We start from the raw sequence: 2,486 nt of genomic DNA, 5'->3' as shown, positions 1-2,486 counted from the left end.
GTTGAGAAGAACCCTTAACTAAACTTGCAGACGAATGTCGGCATAGCGTGAGCTATTAAGCCGACCATTCGACAAGTTTTGGGATTGTTAAGGGTTCCGAGGCTCAACGTCAATAAAGCAATTGGAATAAAGCAATCTTGGCTTAATGACCTTTATGCTTTTCTTTTGCTTTTTGTTTTTTGATTTTACGTTTTCGTGTTTTTTCTTCTTCTTTTTGAAGCTTGTTTCTTTTTTTAGAACTTTTTTTATTGAGTTCTTGCTCTTTTTTTAATGCCTCTTGTGATTGAGTGGTAATCACTTTTTTCTTTTGCTCTTTTGCTACCTGTCGTTGCAATCTTTTTGGATTAATTTTTTTATCAGATGACTTACGTTTAGTTTTTACCTTGCTTTTATTTACTAAATTTAAAAGGTCTTTGTCTATGAATTTTAAAATAGTTTCTCTATCAGGTTCTGTGCCAAATGTATATTTAGCAAAAACTGATTTTTGATTTTCTGTATATTCAACTAATCCGATAAAAAATTGTCCATCATGAAAAATTGTAAGTTTCATGTTGTCCCTCCTCTGTTTTAAATGAAATGAAGGACGACCTGAGGAGGAAGGTTACTGACAAAATTTATACTTTGCATTGGGACTACCAACCCAATTGTGTTTTTACATTTCATATTTTGATATTAACAAAATAATATCGTGGTTTAGAAACGAGTTGAAAACGAGTTTCTTCTTGTCTTGATACTATTAGAAATAACTCAAAGATATATAAAGTCGTTTCAACGTTGCTATATCAATGTTTTTTCGTTTTTTTAGTGTATAATATATCGGTTGACATAAAAAAACTCCAGTAATAAGATTAAAGTGTCGAGCTAAAATCTAATACTGGAGGTCTTTTTATATGCAAGACAATCATACAAAATATATAGACGAAAATCAAGATACTGAAACATTAAAAGATATTGCCAAAAGTGGTAAGCAACGCCCATGGAGAGAAAAGAAGATTAATAATGTTAGTTATGCAGATATACTTGAAATCTTAAAAATCAAAAAGGCTTATAACGTAAAACAATGTGGTAACGTCTTAGAGTTCAAGCCAACGGATGAAGGTTATTTGAAATTACATAAGACATGGTTTTGTAAATCGAAATTGTGTCCTGTTTGTAATTGGAGGCGTTCGATGAAAAATAGTTATCAAGCTCAAAGAGTGATTGAAGAAGTGGTTAAAGAGAAACCAAAGGCACGTTGGTTATTTTTGACGTTATCAACTCGAAATGCGATAGATGGAGAACATTTAGAAGAAAGTTTAAAGCATATGGCTAAAGCTTTTAATAAATTAAAAATGTATGCAAAAGTTAAAAAGAATTTAGTGGGTTTTATGCGTTCTACAGAAGTTACAGTAAACGAAAAAAATGGTAGTTATAATCAGCATATGCATGTTTTATTGTGTGTTGAAAGTAAATATTTTCGTGGATCTGAAAATTATATATCGCAAAAAGAGTGGTTGAGTTTTTGGAAAAAAGCATTACAAATTAATTATGAGCCTGTGGTAAATGTTAAAGGGATTACTCCAAATCAAAAAGGCGATAAAGATATTCAAGCAGCAATCAAAGAAACCTCAAAATATTCGGTTAAGTCATCTGATTTTTTAACTGATGATGATGAAAGAAATCAAGAAATCGTGAATGATTTGGAAAAAGGTTTATACCGAAAGCGCATGTTAAGTTATGGTGGATTGCTTAAACAAAAACATAAAATTTTAAATTTAGACGATGCCGAAGATGGCAATTTAATCAATACAAGTGACGAAGATAAAACAACAGACGAAGAAGAAAAAGCACATTCAATTACGGCAATTTGGAATTTTGAAAAACAAAATTATTATTTAAAAGATTTGAAACGTTAGCTAAAAAGCTAGCGTTTTTTTATGTCTTTTTGCCCCTGCGGGAACTATAGCGTTCAACCGGCATGGTTGACCAGTTTTCATGTTAACTTTTAAGTTTGCATGTAAATGGGCAGTGTTTATTTTTTTCTGCCCAGTTTGCTAAATTTTTAATTTGCATATAACTGGGCAGTGTCTAAAAAATTAGTCACTGGTTTTGCTCGAATTTTAGTTTGTGAAATTAAGATATATTTATTTGGCTCATATTTGCGTTTTAAAAGCTTATGTAGGTTTTTAGGTATAAAACTATATGATTTACCCCTAAATCTTTAAAATGCCCCCTTAAAATTCAAAATAAAGGTATTTAAAATTTAAATAGTTCTTGTGATAAAGTTTGCTAAAAAGGAGGTTGTATTTTTTTATGTGGTTACGTTTTTCTGTGCAATTACTTTTGTCTATTTTGATGCTAGTTTTTATATATCAACAAATAAATCAAAGTCATTTAGATTTTTGGTTTATTATTTATTACTTATTTTTTATGGCTGTGGTTTTATTTTGGAAACCTTCAGAAAACAAAAAATAGACGATGCATTTATGCCGAGAAAATTTATTGAA

Annotated in this window: 3 protein-coding genes; 2 read left to right on the top strand and 1 reads right to left on the bottom strand. The window is 30.2% G+C overall.

Annotated elements, in window-relative coordinates; all coding sequences use genetic code 11:
• Positions 1-142 precede the first annotated feature (142 nt).
• On the bottom strand, positions 143-550 hold the full coding sequence (locus ACP3TL_RS14985) for a YjdF family protein (protein ID WP_152587879.1): 408 nt from the start codon (positions 548-550) through the stop codon (positions 143-145).
• Between the two features lie 340 nt (positions 551-890).
• Between ACP3TL_RS14985 and ACP3TL_RS14980 the strand changes: the two genes are divergently transcribed.
• Both ACP3TL_RS14980 and ACP3TL_RS14975 read left to right on the top strand, forming a co-directional pair.
• Positions 891-1,895 carry a protein rep gene (locus ACP3TL_RS14980; RefSeq protein WP_225489622.1) on the top strand — a complete coding sequence of 335 codons (1,005 nt, stop codon included), beginning with the start codon at positions 891-893 and terminating at the stop codon, positions 1,893-1,895.
• Between the two features lie 399 nt (positions 1,896-2,294).
• A partial coding sequence (locus ACP3TL_RS14975; RefSeq protein WP_285336890.1) for a hypothetical protein occupies positions 2,295-2,486 on the top strand: 192 nt, incomplete at its 3' end.

The organism is Staphylococcus caseorum (assembly GCF_049943195.1).
Lineage (GTDB): Bacteria > Bacillota > Bacilli > Staphylococcales > Staphylococcaceae > Staphylococcus > Staphylococcus equorum_A.
Note: the sequence above shows the minus strand (reverse complement) of the source record. Positions and strands in the feature narration are given on the sequence as shown.

Coding starts and splice junctions, on each gene's coding strand:
- ACP3TL_RS14985 (WP_152587879.1), bottom strand. CDS start 550: ATGAAACTTACAATTTTTCATGATGGACAATTTTTTATCGGATTAGTT.
- ACP3TL_RS14980 (WP_225489622.1), top strand. CDS start 891: ATGCAAGACAATCATACAAAATATATAGACGAAAATCAAGATACTGAA.